Source organism: Bradyrhizobium sp. MV1.5 (assembly GCF_055807615.1).
Genome location: NZ_JBVVPL010000028.1, coordinates 63233 through 78702, shown reverse-complemented (window position 1 = coordinate 78702; position 15470 = coordinate 63233). Strand labels below are relative to the sequence as shown.

Below are 15470 nucleotides of genomic sequence, written 5' to 3'. Positions count from 1 at the left end.
CCCCCGCCCCGGCGGGGCCGGGGCTAGCGGGGCGGGGCGGCCCCCCTTGGCGCCACGCGGGGGGGGGGCGGGGGGCCCAAATGCTCCCACGCCCGCGGGCGCCGCGCGGGGCCCGCCCACCACGGCTGCATTCGCGCCGCCGATGCCGGCGCCGTCGCCGGCGATCGCAATGCCGGCGACCGATGAATTGCCGCTGGCATCGAGCACCGGAGACCAGCACAATTGCAGATCATCCCAGCGATGCTCGATTCCGGCCGCCATCGCCAGATTGACATTGGGCACGACGCCCTGGTGCAGCAGCAAGAGATCCGCAAGGACGGTCTCGCGCTTGCCGCCGGCGACATAGCTCACGCTCGCGAGCTGGCCGTCGCCGGATGCCGAAAGCTCGGTGACGCCGGACACGACCTGCACTTTCGCCTTCACTTCGCGCATCATCGAGAGGCCCTTGGCGAAATACGGCGAGGTCAGGAAAGCAAAGGCGTGGGGAAGAGCCGCGAAGTAATTGCCGCGCTCGGTGGTGTCGAGAATGCGATCGATGCGACCGCCGAGACGCAAGATCTGCGCGGCGAGCAGCCAGAGCAGCGGCCCCTGCCCCGCGATCACCGTGCGGCCATCCGGCACCAGGGCCGACGATTTCAGCATCGTCTGCGCGGCGCCCGCGGTCATCACGCCCGGCAGCGTCCAACCGGGAATCGGAAACGGCCGCTCCAGCGCGCCGGTCGCGAGGATCACGCGCCTGGCCTTGACGAAGGCGGACGCGCCGCCGACCGAGACGGCGATGTCGAGATTGCGGTCGAGGCTCCAGACGGTGGCACGGTGGATGACCTCGGCGTCGCTCGCGCGCAGCGCCTGCACGAGTTCGGTGCCTACCCAATAGTCCTCACCGAGCTGTTTGCGGTCGGTCACGGGCGTCGAGGCGATGGCACGAAACACTTGGCCGCCCGGGCCGATATTCTCGTCGAGCAGTAGCGTCGACAGGCCGGCTTCGGCGGATGTCGCGGCGGCGGCGAGGCCGGCGGGGCCGGCACCGATCACCACCACATCATAATCTTCGCGCTTGGGAGCCACAGTCATTTTCCGATCTCCCGCTTGCCCTTCTGGATCTCGATCTGCATGCCTTCAGTGACCGGCACCAGGCAGCCCTGTCGGTTGCCGACGCCATCGATGGTGACGAGACAATCGAAGCACACGCCCATCATGCAATAGGGCAAACGCGGCGCGCCGCTCACCGCGGTCGAACGGCGTGCATCGCAGCTCGAGGCCAGCAGCGCCGCGGAGACGGTGTCGCCCTGCCGCGCGGCGACGGCAATGCCATCGACGAAGATTTGCACCGGCGGCCGTTTGTCCTGTTCGGATCGTTTGAACATCTGGGCTCCTTCAATATCCCTAGTAGCCGCTATTGTTCGCAGCGCCCGCGCCGCCGAAACGGCTGGCCGAGAACGCGCCGACCAGCTCCGGCTCGAGCGAACCTTGCGCGACCATGCGCGCGATCTCGAAAGCGTGGTTGGAGGCGAGCGTCACGCCGGAATGGCAGCAGGCGACGAAGGCGCCGGGATGCGTTTCCGACTGGTCGTAGATCGGAAAGCCGTCCTGCGGCATGACGCGGATGCCGGCCCAGCTCCTGACCACATTGAGCCGCGCGAGATGCGGAAACATGCGCTGGGCGCGATCCGTCATCACGGCGCTGATCGAATGCTTCAGCGTGCGGTCGTCGAGCTCGTCTTCCTTGCTGTCGCCGATCATCACCGTGCCCTCATCGGTCTGGCGGATCGTGGTCAGCGGGTGCGGCAGAAACGGCATGGTGCGTTCGGTCACCACGATCTGGCCGCGGGTCGGGCCCATCGGAGCGGTGAGACCGACCATCGGCGCCAGCGTCTGGTTGGCATTGCCGGCGGCGAGCACGATCTTGGCGGCGCGGAGCTCGCCCTGCGGCGTTATCAGGCGGAATTCGCCGCCGTTCTGGCTGATCGACGAGACCGGGCGCTCCGGAAGATAATCGATGCCGAATGCCCTGAAGCCGGTGTGGAACGCACGAAACGTGCGCAGCGAATTGACGTGACCGTCGAGTGGACAAAAGCTGCCGCCGGAGACTTCAGGCCCGATCAGCGGCAGCACCTTCTTGACCTCGGACGCCGGCAGCATCTCCATCTTGTAGTCGGCAGCGCCCGTCTGGTTGTGCATGCGCTTGACCAGCTCAGTGCGCTGGCCGAATTCGTCTTCGCCGAGCGTGAGATGAAAGCCGCCATTCTGCTGAAGCGAGACGTCGAGGCCGGTCTGCTGCTTCAGCTCGGACGCGAGCCGGCTCCATGCCTGTGACGCCTGCACGGTCCACACCGTATAGGCCGGCATGCCGAGGCCCTTGCTCTGCACCCAGACCAGCGCAAAGTTGGCACGCGAGGCACGCTTGGTGATGTCGCCTTCGTCGAGCACGGCGACGCGCTTGCCGAGCCGGCCGAGGCCCCAGGCGATGGCGGAGCCGAGCAATCCGCCGCCGACGACGGCGACGTCGTAATCTGTTCGCATGGATTCTCCTATCGCCCCGTATCGCCCTTGCCGGCGAGCACGCGATCGAGCCCGTAGAAGCGGTCGAGCAGAATGAGGGCGGTCATGGTGATCGCGATCACGCAGGCAGAGACCGACGTCACCAGCGGATCGATGTTGTCCTGGATGTACAAAAACATGCGCACCGGCAATGTTTCGGTGCCGGGTGCCGCGAGGAAGACGGTCATGGTGAGATCGTCGAAGGACTGGATGAAGGCGAGCGCCCAGCCGCTGATGACGCCGGGCAGGATCAGCGGCAGCGTCACGCGGCGGAACAGCGTCCAGCCGCCGGCGCCGAGCGAGACCGCCGCCATCTCGACCGAGAGGTCCATGCCGGTCGCCGCCGCCAGCGTCAGCCGCAGCGCGAACGGAAACACGATGATGACATGCGCGATGATCAGCGCGGCGAAGCTGCCGCCGAGGCCAGCCGAGGTGAAGAAGCGCAGGAACGCGATGCCGAGCACCACATGCGGAATCATCAGCGGCGACAGGAACAACGCCGCCAATGTGTCACGACCGCGAAACCGATAGCGCGCGATCGCCAGCGCCGCAGGGACCGCGAACAGCAGCGCCACGAAGGAGGATAGTGCGCCAAGGCCAAGGCTGACCCAGAAAGCATGGATGAATTCGGGATAGTTGGCGATCGCCCTGAACCAGCGCAGCGAAAAGCCGTTGGTCGGCAGCGACAGGAAGCCTTCTGGCGTGAACGCGACGAGGCAGACGACGAGGATCGGCGCCACCATGACGATGACGAAGATGGTGTGGAAGATCAGCGCGAGCGGCCCGTTCCGGCTCATCGGAACACCTCCGCGTAACGGCGCTCGATCAGCGCGTTGCTGCCGACGACAATCAGCACCAGCGCGGCCAGCAGCAGCGTGGCAACCGCCGCACCCAGCGGCCAGTTCAGCGTGTTGAGGAATTCGTCATAGGCGAGCGTCGCCGCGACCTTGAGTCGGCGGCCGCCGATGATGGCGGGCGTCGCAAACGCACTGGCCGAGAGCGAGAACACGATGATCGCCCCCGACAGCACGCCCGGCATAATCTGCGGCATGATGATGCGGCGGATGATGGTCACAGGGGCGGCGCCGAGCGACATCGCGGCATTCTCGATCTGCGGATCGAGACGCTGCAGCGCCGCCCACACCGACAGCACCATGAACGGCATCATCACGTGCGCGAGCGCGACAACCATACCGGTTTCGGTGAACATGAAGGGGATAGGCGCGCGGATCAGCCCGGCCGACATCAGCAGCTTGTTGACGAGCCCGTTGTTGCCGCCGAACAGCAGCGCCCAGCCGAGCGTCCGCGCCACCACGGAAATCAGCAGCGGCCCCAGGATGACCAGCAGGAAAGCGCTCTTCCAGCGTCCGCTCATGCGGTTGAGGATGTAGGCCTCGGGCGCACCGAGCAGTGCGGTGAGCAGCGTGGTCAGGATCGCGATGCGAAACGTCCGCCCGAACATCTCGGCGTAATAGGGATCGGTTACGATCTCGCGCCAGTTCTTGAGGATGAAGACGGGCTCGATGCCCTTGTACTGGCCCCAATCGTGGAACGACAGCATCACGGTCATTGCCAGCGGAATCAGGAGCACGCCGAAGAACAACATCAAGGCGGGCGCGGTCAGCGCCCAGGGCGTGCGTGCGTTTCGTTCCTCGGCGGAAGCGCTCATGCGACGCCTCTCACGCCCATGTCCTCCGGCCTCCAAGTGAGGTGAACTGCCTCGCCTTCGACCGGCTGCGACCGGCCGTCATTCTGGCGGATTACGGTCGCCGGGCCGCATTCGCTCTCGCACTGGTACAGCCAGTGATTGCCCTGGAAGATGCGCGTGACGATCTTTGCGCTGAGGCCTGCGTCGCCAAAGTCGATCCGCTCGGGGCGAATGCTGACGGTGACAGGACCGCTGCGCCCGGCAGGCGCAGGCGCGCTCCACGAGCCGGCGATCAATCGCGCAGGCGCACTGGTCTGATCGATCGTCGCGGCAAAGTCGTTGGTCTTGCCCAAAAATTGCGAGACGAAGGCCGAGGCCGGCTTCTCATAGGTCTCCTGCGGCGTGCCGATCTGCTCGATCCGGCCCTGGCTCATCACCACGATGCGGTCGGACAGCGACATCGCCTCGTTCTGGTCGTGGGTGACGAGGATCGTGGTGGTGCCGATGGTGCGCTGGATCTGGCGCAGCTCGATCTGCATCTCCTCGCGCAGCTTGGCGTCGAGATTGGACAGCGGCTCGTCGAGCAGCAATACGCTCGGCTTGATCACCAGCGCGCGCGCCAGCGCCACTCGCTGCTGCTGGCCGCCGGACATGCGGCGCGGATGACGCTCCTCGTAGCCGGCAAGCCCGACCATCGCGAGCGCGGCGCGGACGCGCTCGGTCCGTTCGCCGCGCGGCACATTGCGCATCTCGAGGCCGAAGGCGACATTCTCGGCCGCGGTCATGTGCGGAAACAGCGCGTAGCTCTGGAACACGATCCCGAGCCCCCGTTTGGCCGGATGGATCGCGGTCAGATCCTTGCCTTCCAACCGGATCGCGCCGCGGGTGGGATCGAGGAAGCCCGCGATCATTTGCAGGGTCGTCGTCTTGCCGCAGCCGGAGGGACCGAGGAAGGAGATGAACTCTCCCTTCCCCACCGCGAGACTGAAGTCGTCGACGACAGTCTGCGCTCCGAATTGCTTGGCGACCCCTTCGAGCTCGAGATAGGCCATCATACTGACTCCGGTATGACCGATCAGCGCTCGACCTCGCGATTCCAGCGCTTGGTCCATTCCTCGCGCTTCTCGTTGATGACGGTCCAGTCCGGATTATAGAGCTTTGCCGCGCGCTCGCCGATCGGCGCCATCTTGCCGAGCTCGGGCGGGATCACCAGCGATTTCAACACCGGGCCGTAGCCGTAATCCTTCAGCATCACGAGCTGGATCTTGGGTTCGAGCAGCATCTTGACGAAGCTGGACGCAAGCGGCGAGGCGTTCGGCTTGGTGATCGGACAGGCGGTCGTCAGCAGCGTCGCGGCGCCTTCCTTCGGGTAGACGAAGTCGACGGGAAAACCGGTATTGGCAAAGCTCTGCACGCGGCCCGTGCCCCACACCGCGATCACGGCCTGGCCGGACTGAAACAGCTCGGTCATCTTGCCCGGCGACGGCTCATAGGCGAGCACGTTCGGATTGATCTGCTCCTTGAAGATCTTGAAGCCGGAATCGACATTGGACTCGCCGCCGCCATTCATCTTCGACAACATAACCAGCGCTTCGAGCCCATAGGTGTTATTGATCGGCGGGATCACGAGCTGCTTGGCGTATTTCGTGTCCTTCAAATCGTTCCAGGAGGTCGGCGGCGCCCAGCCCTTCTCCGCAAACACCTTGGTGTTGTACATCAGACCGGTCGCGACGATGCCGATGGCAACCGCACGATCGTCCTTGAAGCGCGCGGTGTCGTAGAGATCGGCCGGCAGGCCCTCGAGCTTGCCACAGAAGCCGAGCTGGATGGCCTGGTACATCGGGCCGTCGTCGACGATGGCGACGTCGATCTGCTGGTTGCCCTTCTGCGCCTGGAGCTTTGCCAGCGTGTCGGTGGAGTTGCCGGCGACGTACTCGACCTTGACGCCGTTCTCCTTCTCGAAGGTCGGGATCACCTCGTCGCGGATGGTCTTCTCGAACGAGCCGCCATAGCCGGCGACATAGAGCGTCTTTTGCTGGGCCGTGGCGACCGACGGGGCGGCGATGAGCGCCGCGATGCTGACCGCTGTCAGAAGGCGAAAAGTCTTCATGTGGTCCGATCTCCATACCGGGATGAGGTGATGTGCCGACGAGTCTCGCTGGCCGAAGCGCGTTGCCGCATTTCCTTCCGCGCAAATCCCTCTCTGATCAGGGCTCCGGCCCCTGCTTGGCGGGTTTGGCGCGATCTGGAGGTTCGAACCCCTCCAATCTGCCGGAAAAGCGGGCTGTCTCCAGTCCTGATGAAAAAGATTGCAAACCCAAGCTTCCATCGTCCAATGAATAATGGCACCCTTTGCATGCCTAAATGTTATGAATGGAATTGAGGATGGCACGGATCAATTCGCGGCAGGTCGAGGCCTTCCGGGCCACAATGCTGACCGGCAGCGTGACCGAGGCGGCGGCGCTGATGACGGTGACGCAGCCGGCGGTCAGCCGGTTGCTGCGCGACCTCCAAGCGCTGTTGAAGATGGAGCTGTTCGAGCGGCGCGGCACCGGCCTCGTGCCGACCGCTGCGGCCATGGCACTCTACACCGAAGTCGAGCGCTCCTTCGTCGGCCTCGAACGCATCACCGCGGCAGCCGAAGAAATTCGCGGCCGCCGCACCGGCTCGCTGCGGATCGCGGCACTTCCAGCACTGTCGAATGGCTATTTGCCGCGGCTCACCGGGCACTTCCTGAAGGAGCGGCCGAACCTCAACCTCGCTTTCTTCGGCGTGATCTCGCCGATCGTGGTCGATTGGGTGCTGAACAACCAGTGCGACGTCGGCTTTGCCGAGGTGCCGATCGCGCATTCGGGCTTGCCGAGCCAGAAGCTGCCAGCGCCGGCCCGCGTCGCGGTGCTGCCGACCGGTCATCGCCTCGCGGAAAAGGAAGTGCTGGAGCCCCGCGATTTCGAGGGCGAGACCTTCATCTCGTTGTCGGCGGGATCATCAAGCCGGCATCTCGTCGACCAGGTCTTCCATCGCCACGATGTCCGCCGCGTGCTCAGGGTCGAGACCACGCTGTCGGAGATCATGTGCGGCATGGTGTCGTCGGGACTTGGCGTCGCCATCTGCGATCCCTTCACCGCGCAGGAATTTTCGACCCGCGGCATCGTCGTGCGCCGCTTCCTGCCTCGCATCGACTTCGAATTCTCGGCGGTCTTTCCAGCGCAGCGCAGCCCCTCGCCGGTGGCGCTGGATCTGGTGGAGACCATGCGCAAGTCGCTCGCCGAATTCGACGACTAGCCAAGAACGATTTGAGTTCAATCGATCTCGCCGCGGGCTCGCTGCAACCTCTCCCGCTTGCGGGGGAGGTCGGCGCGAAGCGCCGGGTGGGGGCTCTCTCCTCATCGGGAGTGTCCCCGTATGGAGAGAACCCTCTCCCCCCTGCCCTCTCCCGCAAGCGGGAGAGGGAGCGCACCACCATCGTGGCTCCAGGAGACCCCTCAACCGTTGAACGCAGCCTGCGCCTCGGGCAGGTCCCAGATCTTGCCGATCGCAGCGGTGCCCGCCGCCGTGATCGCCGCCTCGTCGGCGCCAAGATAGCGGCCGGCATCGATCAGCATGCGGCCGTCGACCATGACCTGATCGATATTCGCGCGATTGGCGAGCGCGATCAGCGCGCGGCGCGGATCGAACAGCGGCTGAAGATGCGGATGGGTGAGATCGACGATCGTGAGGTCGGCGGTCGCGCCGGGCTCGATCCGGCCGAGGTCGGGCCGCTTGATGACATCGGCGGCGATTGCCGTGTTCGCCTCGATCAACTCGGGCGCGTTCGCGACATCGGCGCGCGCCGAGGTGATCTTGGAGATCAGCGACGCCGCATTGAGCTCGCCGAGCAGGTCCATGTTGTAGCCGTCGGTGCCGACCACGGTGCGAACGCCGTGCTCCGCAAACCGGCTGAATGCGGCGGTGACGCCGGCGCGCGCGAACACGCGCGGGCAGTTGAGAACCGTGATGCCGCGCGCGGCCATCAGCTTGAGATCGTCGTCGGTGCTGAACATGCAGTGCGCCGCCATCAGATCGGGAGCCAGCAGGCCCAGCCAGTCGAGATATTGCGCCGGCGTGCGGCCGCCATAGCGTTTGCCGATGGTTTCAACCTCGGCGCGGCTCTGCGCCATATGCGTCGTGATCGGCACACCAAGCTCGCGCGCCCGCGCGGCACAGGCCTTCAAGAGATCGGGGCCGCAGGTGTCGGTGGCATGTGGACTCATCGCGAGACCGATGCGGCCATCGCCGCGATTATTCCAGCGCTGATAGAGCGCATCCCACGTCGCCATGTCGGCGGTGCCGTCATCGCCGGAATAGTGCACGACCCCATCGGGTCCGGCCTTGGCGTCCGACGTCGAAAACAGATAGGGCGCGCCGTAGAAACGGATGCCCATCTCCTCGGCGGCGTCGAACATCTCCGGGATCGAATTCCGGAACGGCTCCATCACCGTGGTGGCGCCGCCCTTCAGGAGTTGAAGGATGCCAAGCCGCGCGACCGCCATGCGCTCTTCCGCCGACAAGATATCTGCGCCGCGCTTGGTCAGCGGCAAAAGCACCGTGTAGACAATGCTCTGGTTGTTGCGGCGGCCATTGCCGTCTTCGGTGTGGCTGCGCGCAACCGCTTCCGAGAAGCAGTGATTGTGCAGGTTGAGCAGGCCGGGCAGAACGAAGCGGCCGGGACGGTCATGCACCTCGTCCGCACGTGGCTTGTCGCGCGTGACCGCGGCGATCGTCTTGCCTTCGATCAGGACCCAGTGGTCGCGCAACACGTCCTGCGCGCCGTCCTTGCGTGACAGCACATAGCTGCCGAAGATTGCGATCGTGCTCATGCGGGGCGTACGTTCCAGAAGACGGCGGTGCCGTCGAGAATGCCGGTGATGGCTTTGCGATAGGCGGTCGGCTGCTTGTACAGGCCGATCGGAATATAGGGGATTTCCTGAAACGCCACCGCCTGGATCTCGCGGCAGATGCGCTGCTGCTCGGCGAGCTCGGAGGCCGCGAGCCATTGGCTGCGCAGGCCGGCCATCTTCTCGCTCGCATACCAGCCGGCGACCTTGCCCTCGCCACGGATGTTGGTGTTGCCGGCCGGATTGAGCCAGTCGATGCCCTGCCAGTTGCCGACCGCCGCGCTCCAGCCGCCCTGCGGAAGCGGATCCTTCTTGAGCTGGCGCTGCAACACCACGGCGAAATCGAGCCCGGCATATTCGACGTTCATGCCGGCCTTCCGCAGACTGTCGACGGCGATCTCGCCAAGCGGCTTCTGCGCCAGCGAGTTGGTGGGGACGAGCACCACGATCTTCTCACCATTGTAGCCCGCGGCCTTGAGATCGGCCTTCACCTTGGCGTAGTCACGCGGGCCGCGGAAGACATCGAGGCCGACCTCGCTCGCCATCGGCGTATTCGGCGCGAAATAGCCGATGGGAGAGACCTGAAAGTTCGGATCGGTACCGGCCACCGCGGTCATGAAGGCGGATTGATCGATCGCCCCCAGCAGCGCGCGGCGAACGGCAGGGTTGTCGAACGGCGGCTGAAGATGATTGAGGCGCAGCATGCAGGCATAACCTCGGGGATCGAGCACGCGCGTCTCGATGTCGCCGGCCGCCTTGATGATCGGCAGCAGGTCGTGCGGCGTGGTCTCCTGCCAGTCCTGCTCGCCGGTCTGCAGCGCGGCGACGCCGGTGCCGGCATCGGGCGTGGTGGTCCAGACCACCCGATCGTAATGCACGATCTTCGGACCCGCGGTCCAATCCGGCTTGCCGTCGCCGCGCGGCTGATAGCGTTCGAATTTGGCATAGGCGTTGCGCGCGCCCTGCACGCGCTCGTCGGCGAGATAGCGGAACGGGCCGCTGCCGATCACTTCGGTGAGCGGCTTGAACGGATCCTGGCTCGCCAGCCGCTCCGGCATCATGAAGCACGCGTTGATCGCGGCCTTGCCCAGCGCCTGCGGCAGGAGCGGGAACAGACGCTTGAGGCGGAAGCGGATGGTGCGGTCGTCGGTGGCCGACAGCTCGTCCGTCGCCTCCATCAGCTCACCGCCAAAGCCGTCGCGCGCGGCCCAGCGGCGGATGCTGGCAACGCAGTCGCGGGCGAGCACGCGCTCGCCGTCGTGCCAGAACAGGCCGTCGCGCAGGCTGAGGTCCCATTGCAGCCCGTCGCCGGAGACGACATGGCCCGACAGCATCTGCGGCGAGACTTGCAGGGAGGAGCTCATGCCGTAGAGCGTGTCGTAGACCATGAAGCCATGGTTTCGCGACACTTGTGCCGTCGAATAGATGGGATCGACGAAGGCGAGGTCGATCACGGGAATGAAGCGCAGCGTGGTCCGGGATTCGGCGCGCAGGATGCCCGGGAATGACAGCGCCGGTACAGCGGCTGCGGCCTTGAGGAGCGAACGGCGGGAGACGGGCATTGCAAGAGGCTCCTGAAGGATCTTACGTGTTCAGCAAGACGGCACCGATGGCAGCAGCCACCGCCTGTTGCGCTGGCTCGACCACGGGAACGCCGATGGCCTCCGCAATCGCCGCGCGATGCGAGGCCATGCCGGCGCAGCCCATCACCACGACGTCGGCGCGGCATTGCGCAACCAGCGCGCGGCCGGCTTCGATCAACCGTCCGCGGACGTCGGCGCCTGCCGTCTCGGCCGCGCTCGCACCGACCGACCAGCTTCCGGCATAGCGGCTATCGACACCCATCAGCCGCACCATCCGCTGCTGGCGGCGAATGCTCGAGGGCGACAGCGCGATGATTCCGAAGCGCTCGCCCAGCATCAGCGCGCGAAAGATGCCGCACTCGGCGATACCCATCACCGGGCGCCCGCCGGCTGCCTCGCGCACCGCATGCAGGCCGGGATCACTGAAGCAGGCGAGCACGAAGGCATCCGCCTCGTCGCGCATGACGCGATTGACCAGCGGCATGACGACGCTGTCGGCGTCGCGTTGCGAGCTGATGCCGGGCGGCCCCTCGGCAAGACCGACGACCTCGATTTGGGGTCCGCCGACGATGCGCAGCGGCGCGACGGCGTCATCGATTGCCGCCGTCACCGATGCGGAGGAGTTGGGGTTGATGACGAGGATGCGGGTCATGGCGTGGCTCAGCTTTGTCCGGCCTCGTGGCGCAGGAAGTTGGCCGCGATCTTCTCGCCGGTCGTGATCCAGACATCCGGGCACGACTTCGCGTAAGTCAGGAACTCACGCAGCAGGCGCAGCCGCATCGGTCGGCCGCTGCATTGCGGATGCAGCACGGTCGTCACCATCGCGCCCCAGTCGCGGACTTCGTCAAGCTCGTCCTTCCAGATCGAAAGCACATGCTCCTTGGGGAAAATTGAGCGCGGACTGAAGCGCGCGGACAGACCGTGCATCCAGTCGTCATAGCTTGCGGTCACCGGCAGCTCGATCGTGCCCGGCTTGCCGTCGGCGAGACGATGGCGGTAAGGCCGCACGTCGTCGCGAAACGAGGAGGTGTAGACGATGCCGTGGCGCACCAACCCCACCCGCAGCTCCTCGGTGAACTCGCCGTAAGGCGCGCGGTAGCCGGTCGGCTTGACGCCAAGCCGGCGCTTGAGCGCCTCGAAGCCGCGCTCAAGCTCCTCCTCGATCCAGGGATCGCCGGGATCGGGAAGGAGATGGTGATAACCGTGGTGGCCGATCTCGTGACCGGCCTTGAGAATGGCCTCGGCCATCGCCGGATGCGCGTCGACCGACCATCCCGTGACGAAGAAGGTCGCCTTGAGATCCAGCTGGTCGAGCAACTCCAGGAGCTTCGGCGTGCCGACGCGCGCCTCATAGCCGCCATAGCTCATGGTGATGAGCCGCTGCGCATGCATCGCGTCCTTGCTGGTCCAGGCGCTCTCCGCGTCCACGTCGAACGACAGGAACATCGCCGAATTGTACGGCTTCGGCCAGGGGTATTCCGGCGCAGGATCCGCGGTGTTGGCTGGGGTGAGCGGAATGCTCTGGAGTGCCTTACTGTCCAGCATTGATGGTCGCCTTTTCGAGTGCGTTGTCAGTCAGTTTCCACTTGGCCAGCAGCGTACGATAGGTGCCGTCCGCGATCAGCGCATCGACCGCCTCCAGCATGGCTTGCTGCAGCGCCTTTTCCTTGACCGGCAGAGCGATGCCGGTGAATTGCTGCGCAATGGGCTCGCCCACAGTCGCATAGGTGCCGGGCTCGAGGTCCATGATGTAGGGCAGCGTCTCGTTGCCCTGGGCGGCGGCATCGATGCGGCCCTGCCTCAGCTGGGTGCGGGCGTCGCCCGATCCGTCGGTGCCGACGAACTGGATCGGATTGGTACCGCAATTCTTCTCGCTCCAGGCCGCGATCTGGGCCGGGAACATGGTGCGGCGGCTGGCGCCGACCTTCTTGCCGCAGAGCGCGGCCGCGTCCTTGAACTCCGCCTTGCGCGACTGCTGCACGAAGAACTGCGGACCGCTGCGCAGATAATCGACGAAGGACGCGATCTCGTGCCGGCTGGCATAGTCCGTGAAGCCGGACAGGATGGCGTCCACCCGCCCGGTCGAGATCGACGGCATGAACTCGGCAAAGCTGGTCTCCTGCCATTCGATCTTGACGCCGAGCTTGCGGCCGATGGCCTCGCCGAGATCGACGTCGAAACCGGACAACGCGTTGGTGGCGGGATCGCGGAACTCCATCGGCGGATAGTTCGGCACCAGCGCGACCTTGATGCTGCCGCGCTTGGCGATCTCCGCCGGCAGCTCGACTGCCATGACCGGAGCGCTCATGGCGCCCACGAGTGCTGCCGTAACCAGAAGTCTCTTCATCGATACGCCCCCATTCAGATCACTGCCGAAAGAAATGCCCTGGTGCGCTCCTCGCGCGGCGCGCCCAAGACGTCGGATGCGCGCCCCTGCTCGATGATCGCGCCCTGGTCCATGTAGACGACGCGGTCGGCGACCTCGCGCGCGAAGCCGAGTTCGTGTGTCACCACCATCATGGTCATGCCGCTCCGCGCCAGCTCCTTCATGACCGCCAAGACCTCGCCGACGAGCTCGGGATCGAGCGCGCTGGTCGGTTCGTCGAACAGCATCAGCATCGGCTTCATGGCAAGCGCGCGGGCAATCGCGACGCGCTGCTGCTGGCCGCCGGAGAGCTGGGCGGGATACGAGTCGGCTTTGGCCGACAATCCGACGCGCCGCAGCAGCTCGATCGCCTCCGCACGTACTTCGTCGGATTTTCGGCCTTGAACCTGGAGCGGACCCTCGGTGATGTTTTCGAGCGCGGTCTTGTGCGGAAACAGGTTGAAACGCTGGAACACCATGCCGGTCTTCAGCCGCTGCCGCCCGATTTCGCGCTCGGTGAGGCGATGGAGCCGCCCGCCCTTCTCGCGCACGCCCAGGAGCTCGCCGTCGAGCCAGATGCCGCCACTGTCGATCGCGGCGAGCTGGTTAATGCAGCGGAGCAGCGTGGTCTTGCCGGAGCCGGAGGCGCCGATCAGGCACATCACCTCGCCGGGCCGGATGTCGAGCGAGACATTTTTGAGAGCCTGAAACTCACCAAAACTCTTGCTGACGGAGCGGATCGCGACGAGGGGTTTTGTCATCGTGCGAGCCGCAATGTGCCGCGCGCAAAACGGCGTTCGAGCAGCATCTGGAGCGGCGTCAGCACCGAGACGACGAGCAGGTACCAGAGCCCGGCGACGATCAGGAGCTCGATCACGCGTGAATTGGCGTAGTAGATGTTTTCGGCGTTGTGCAGCAGTTCCGGATACTGGATGACGCTGGCGAGCGAGGTCGCCTTCACCATGCCGATGAACTCGTTGCCGAGCGGCGGGATCACCACCCGCATCGCCTGCGGCAGAACGATCCGGCGCAGCGCACGCAAGCGTCCCATGCCGATCGCCTGCGCCGCCTCATATTGCCCGATATCGACCGACAGCATGCCCGCGCGCATCACTTCCGACGTATAGGCGCCTTGGTTGATGCCGAGTCCGAGCAGCGCGGCAAGGAACGGCGTCATGACGTCGACGGCGCGCGCGCTCCACAGGCCGGGAATGCCGATGGTCGGAAACACCAGCGCGAGATTGAACCACAGCAGCAGCTGCAGGATCAGCGGCGTGCCGCGGAACAGCCAGGTATAGCCAGCGGCGACGGTCTTCAGCACCGGGTTGGGCGACAGTCGCATGACCGCGACGACCACGCCGAGGAAGATGCCGAGCGCCATCGCCAGCACCGCCATCACCATGGTGTTGACGATGCCTTCGAGAATGACCTTTGCCGTGAGGAAGCGGCTGACATAGGACCATTCGATCTGGCCAGCCGCAAACGCACGCACGATCAATGCGAGCACAAGAACGATCAGCGCTGCGCTGAGCCAGCGAAACCAGTGCGGCTCGCGCGCGATCCGCATCCCCGACAGATCGGGAAAACCCTCCGCGAGTGCCGGTACCGTCTTCATTGCGGCGCCGCGTTCAGCATGGGCTTCTCGACTGCGTTGGCGCCGAGACCCCATTTGTCGAGGACAGCCTTGTAGGAGCCGTCGGCGATCATGGCGGTGAGCTTCTCGGTCACCACCTCACGAAGCGCCGCATCGTCCTTGCGGAACATGATGCCCTGATATCCTTTGGCAAAAGGCTCGCCGATCACGCGGTATTTGCCGGGTTCCTGCGTCTGCGCATAAGGCAGGGTTTCGCTGCCCTGTACGGCGGCGTCGATGCGGCCCTGCTTGAGCTGGTTGCGAACGTCGATCGAGTTCTCGCCCGGCACGTACTGGATCGCCGGCTTGCCGGCCGGCTCGCAATTCTGCTTGCTCCACTTCTCGATCTCGACCGGGAAGCTGGTGCTGCGGGTAGTCCCGACCTTCTTGCCGCAGAGATCGGTGGCGACCTTGGCCTCGTTCTCCGCCATCACGAAGAACTGCGGGCCGGTCCCGAGATAATCGACGAAATCCGCGGTCTCGCGCCGCGAGGCGCGATCGGAGATGCCGGAAATGACGAAATCGGCGCGCCTGGTCTGGAGCGACGGGATCAATTCGGCGAACGGCGTCTCGCTCCAGACGATCTTCACGCCGAGACGCTTGGCGAGCTCGTTCGCCAGATCGACATCGAGCCCGACGAGCTCATTCGTCGCGGGATCGCGATATTCCATCGGCGCGTAAGTGGAGTTGACCGTGAGCTTCAACGCGCCCGCCTGCTTGATCTCCGCCGGGAGCTCCGCCGCCTGCGCGGACATCACGGCAGCCAACGCTGCGAACCCGAGGAAATGCGAGAGGCGTGTCATGTCAGCTCCTTTGCCAACGT

Annotated in this window: 16 protein-coding genes; 1 reads left to right on the top strand and 15 read right to left on the bottom strand. The window is 65.4% G+C overall.

Annotation, left to right across the window (positions count from 1 at the left end):
- The 7 genes from AC0L2J_RS24140 to AC0L2J_RS24110 form a co-directional block, all read right to left on the bottom strand.
- Positions 1–1074 (bottom strand): NAD(P)/FAD-dependent oxidoreductase (locus tag AC0L2J_RS24140; protein ID WP_473394753.1); only part of this gene is annotated, 1074 nt, incomplete at its 3' end.
- Complete coding sequence (locus tag AC0L2J_RS24135) at positions 1071–1367, bottom strand: (2Fe-2S)-binding protein (RefSeq protein ID WP_063994747.1); 297 nt, start codon at positions 1365–1367, stop codon at positions 1071–1073. The genes AC0L2J_RS24135 and AC0L2J_RS24140, both read right to left, overlap by 4 nt.
- Before the next feature lie 19 nt (positions 1368–1386).
- Positions 1387–2523: an NAD(P)/FAD-dependent oxidoreductase gene (locus AC0L2J_RS24130; protein ID WP_007614352.1), complete on the bottom strand. Its 1137-nt coding sequence runs from the start codon at positions 2521–2523 to the stop codon at positions 1387–1389.
- An 8-nt stretch (positions 2524–2531) separates the two neighbouring features.
- A complete protein-coding gene (locus tag AC0L2J_RS24125) occupies positions 2532–3338 on the bottom strand; it encodes an ABC transporter permease (RefSeq protein WP_007614354.1) in 807 nt (268 codons plus the stop codon).
- Positions 3335–4210: an ABC transporter permease gene (locus AC0L2J_RS24120; protein WP_473394752.1), complete on the bottom strand. Its 876-nt coding sequence runs from the start codon at positions 4208–4210 to the stop codon at positions 3335–3337. Before AC0L2J_RS24120 ends, AC0L2J_RS24125 begins: the two co-directional genes overlap by 4 nt.
- The gene (locus AC0L2J_RS24115) at positions 4207–5241 is read right to left on the bottom strand and encodes an ABC transporter ATP-binding protein (protein ID WP_007614358.1); all 1035 of its coding nucleotides are present in this window, start codon (positions 5239–5241) and stop codon (positions 4207–4209) included. Before AC0L2J_RS24115 ends, AC0L2J_RS24120 begins: the two co-directional genes overlap by 4 nt.
- 23 nt (positions 5242–5264) lie before the next feature.
- Positions 5265–6299, bottom strand: coding sequence for an ABC transporter substrate-binding protein (locus tag AC0L2J_RS24110; protein WP_063994743.1), 1035 nt, complete (start codon positions 6297–6299; stop codon positions 5265–5267).
- Between the two features lie 275 nt (positions 6300–6574).
- Here AC0L2J_RS24110 and AC0L2J_RS24105 point away from each other — a divergent pair, with 275 nt between their 5' ends.
- Complete coding sequence (locus AC0L2J_RS24105; RefSeq protein WP_007614361.1) at positions 6575–7474, top strand: LysR substrate-binding domain-containing protein; 900 nt, start codon at positions 6575–6577, stop codon at positions 7472–7474.
- Positions 7475–7674: 200 nt separating this feature from the next.
- On the opposite strand, the gene AC0L2J_RS24100 is transcribed toward AC0L2J_RS24105, so the two are convergent.
- From AC0L2J_RS24100 to AC0L2J_RS24065, 8 genes are read right to left on the bottom strand one after another with little or no spacing between them, the layout of a single operon-like run.
- Entirely contained in the window at positions 7675–9048 is a 1374-nt protein-coding gene (locus AC0L2J_RS24100) for an amidohydrolase family protein (protein WP_473394751.1), read from the bottom strand.
- The gene (locus tag AC0L2J_RS24095; protein ID WP_473394750.1) at positions 9045–10628 is read right to left on the bottom strand and encodes an ABC transporter substrate-binding protein; all 1584 of its coding nucleotides are present in this window, start codon (positions 10626–10628) and stop codon (positions 9045–9047) included. Before AC0L2J_RS24095 ends, AC0L2J_RS24100 begins: the two co-directional genes overlap by 4 nt.
- A 22-nt stretch (positions 10629–10650) precedes the next feature.
- Positions 10651–11301 carry an aspartate/glutamate racemase family protein gene (locus AC0L2J_RS24090; protein ID WP_063994740.1) on the bottom strand — a complete coding sequence of 217 codons (651 nt, stop codon included), beginning with the start codon at positions 11299–11301 and terminating at the stop codon, positions 10651–10653.
- An 8-nt stretch (positions 11302–11309) separates the two neighbouring features.
- Positions 11310–12194, bottom strand: a complete 885-nt coding sequence (locus AC0L2J_RS24085; protein WP_473394749.1) for a polysaccharide deacetylase family protein — start codon at positions 12192–12194, stop codon at positions 11310–11312.
- A complete protein-coding gene (locus AC0L2J_RS24080) occupies positions 12181–12996 on the bottom strand; it encodes an ABC transporter substrate-binding protein (RefSeq protein WP_473394748.1) in 816 nt (271 codons plus the stop codon). The genes AC0L2J_RS24085 and AC0L2J_RS24080 overlap by 14 nt, the downstream gene beginning before the upstream one ends.
- Before the next feature lie 14 nt (positions 12997–13010).
- Positions 13011–13775: an amino acid ABC transporter ATP-binding protein gene (locus AC0L2J_RS24075; protein ID WP_473394747.1), complete on the bottom strand. Its 765-nt coding sequence runs from the start codon at positions 13773–13775 to the stop codon at positions 13011–13013.
- Positions 13772–14629, bottom strand: coding sequence for an amino acid ABC transporter permease (locus tag AC0L2J_RS24070; protein ID WP_473394746.1), 858 nt, complete (start codon positions 14627–14629; stop codon positions 13772–13774). The genes AC0L2J_RS24075 and AC0L2J_RS24070 overlap by 4 nt, the downstream gene beginning before the upstream one ends.
- Complete coding sequence (locus AC0L2J_RS24065; protein ID WP_063994736.1) at positions 14626–15450, bottom strand: ABC transporter substrate-binding protein; 825 nt, start codon at positions 15448–15450, stop codon at positions 14626–14628. Before AC0L2J_RS24065 ends, AC0L2J_RS24070 begins: the two co-directional genes overlap by 4 nt.
- Positions 15451–15470: the final 20 nt, after the last annotated feature.